Source organism: Pseudomonas syringae, assembly GCF_002157375.1.
Lineage (GTDB): Bacteria > Pseudomonadota > Gammaproteobacteria > Pseudomonadales > Pseudomonadaceae > Aquipseudomonas > Aquipseudomonas syringae_T.
This window is the reverse complement of record NZ_MTSA01000047.1, coordinates 1-2,151: the sequence shown is the minus strand read 5'-3', so window position 1 is coordinate 2,151 and position 2,151 is coordinate 1. Positions and strand designations below refer to the sequence as shown.

Annotated in this window: 1 protein-coding gene; it reads right to left on the bottom strand. The window is 62.7% G+C overall.

Features of this window, described 5'->3' with window-relative positions; translation table 11 throughout:
- Positions 1-2,151 (bottom strand): AMP-binding protein (locus BW686_RS25920; protein WP_143516567.1); only part of this gene is annotated, 2,151 nt, incomplete at both ends.

Genomic DNA, 2,151 nt, shown 5'->3' with positions numbered 1-2,151 from the left:
CATCGGTGGCATTGAACTGGAACCACGGCTCAGTCGCAGAGAACAACCGTGCCACATTGCGATGCTCCACCTGCACGCCTTTCGGCAAGCCGGTGGAACCCGAGGTGTAGATCACGTACGCCAGATGGCGTGGGGTCAGCGCGGCAATCTGCGGATTGCTCATCGCCTGGCCTTGCTGACTGCCGTCATCCAGACAAACGACGGTTGCCGATACCTGCTGCAAGACGTGAGCCGTAGCGCGCTGGACCAGCACCGCCGCCGGGTCGCTGTCCTTCAGCAGGTAGGCAAGCCGTTCTGCCGGGTAAGCCGGGTCCAGCGGCACATAGCCTGCGCCAGCCTTGAGAATGCCCAACAGGCCAATGATCATTTCCGGCCCGCGTTCGACGCAGATAGCCACACGATCATCCGGTTTTATGCCTTTTTCGATCAGGCTGTGCGCCACTTGGTTAGCCCGGGCGTTGAGTTCGCCGTAGGTCAGGCTGCGGGTTTCATAGCGGACGGCGATGGCCGACGGTTTGTGTGCAACCCGCGCTTCAAAGAGGCGATGTATCAGTTGATCTGCTGCCTCTGTGGCGGGCGACAGGTTCCAGTCATGCAGCAATTGCTCACGTTCATTGAACGGCAGAATCGACAGGCTGCTCAGCAGAGTGTGTGGAGCCTGTTCGAGTGCATCGGTCAACTGAGCCAAGGCCACCTGAACATAGTTGCAGATGCGCTGCGCACCGATTGAAGCCACCGCCAGAGCGGTCAGCTGGAAGCCGTCGCCAAAGTCGTCAACGTTGAGGGTCAGCGGGTAGTTTGTTCGCTCCTCGCCGCCCAGTGTATGCATGCCCTGCCAGGCGTCGAGACTTTGTTGGGACGCCACGTTGTTGCTGTGGCGATAGTTGAGCAGTGCGCTGAACAGCGGAGTTGCCGCGGCGACGCCACTGCAGCGCTGGGCCAGCGCCAGAGAAGCGTGTTCGTGGGCCAGCAGACCGGTGAGCTGCGCATGAGCTTCGCGCACACCCTGCCTGACCGTGTTGTGGGCCAGCGTCACCCGCAGGGGCAAGGTATTGATGAACATGCCCAGCGCACGGTCGGCACCGTCGCCGCCCTGCATCCGTCCCAGCAAGACGGTGCCGAACACCACGTCTTCAGACGCCGAGACCTTGCCCAGCACCATTGCCCAGGCCAGATGCACCAGGCTGGCTGCGCTGACACCCAGTTGTCGGGCCTGTTCACGCAAGCGTCGGCTGAGCTGCGAATCGATGCCCGCGCGCACTTCCTCGATACCGCGCCCGTCACCCTGCACGTCGTGGATGCCGAACGGCAGCGTTGGCTCGTCGACATCGCCGAGCATGTCGCGGAAGAACGCTTCATGCACAGCCGGCGTCACGCCGAGTCGGGCCTGGGCCACGTAATTGCGGTACGGCATGGCCGCGCCCAATTGTTCTGCCTCGCCCAGCAGGAAGGCCTGCATCTCGTGTTGCAGAACTTCCAGTGCGGTATGGTCGAGCGCCAGGTGATGGAACAGCAGCGTCGCTACCCAGCGCTGGTTGTCCCGATCCTCGGCGTACACCAGATGCAGCAACGGCGCCTTGCTGAGGTCAAGCCGGTAGTGCCGCGCATCGAAGCGTTCGGTCAATTGCTGCGCAATATCGCCGTCGGCAGGGTCGAGTACCCGTTCTTCCGGCTTCAGCGTCACGGTCCTGCACACCACCTGCACCGGCTCGTCGAGACCGGTCCAATGCACCGCAGTGCGCAGGATGTCGTGGCGCTGAATGACCGACTGCAAGGCCTGAATAAAGGCGTCCAGACGCTGCCGGTCATCAAACGCGTACTGCGATTGCAGCACGTAAGGGTCGCCGATCTCGGCCGTCAGGTAGTGATAAAGAATCCCCTCCTGCAATGGCGCCAGCGGGTAGATATCCTGCACATTGGCAGCCCCGCCCGGAACACGGGCGATGATGCGCTCCAGTTGTTCCTCGCTGAGGGTCGTCAGCGGCAGCATGGCCGGTGTGATCTGCGTGCAGCCGGGTTCGATCAGGTTGGCGGGCACGCTGATTTCCGTGCCGCTGCCGATGGCAGCCGCCAGCGCCTTGAGGGTCGGCTGACTGAACAACACACGAACGTCGGCGCTCATGTCCTGCTGGCGCATGCGCTCGATCAGCT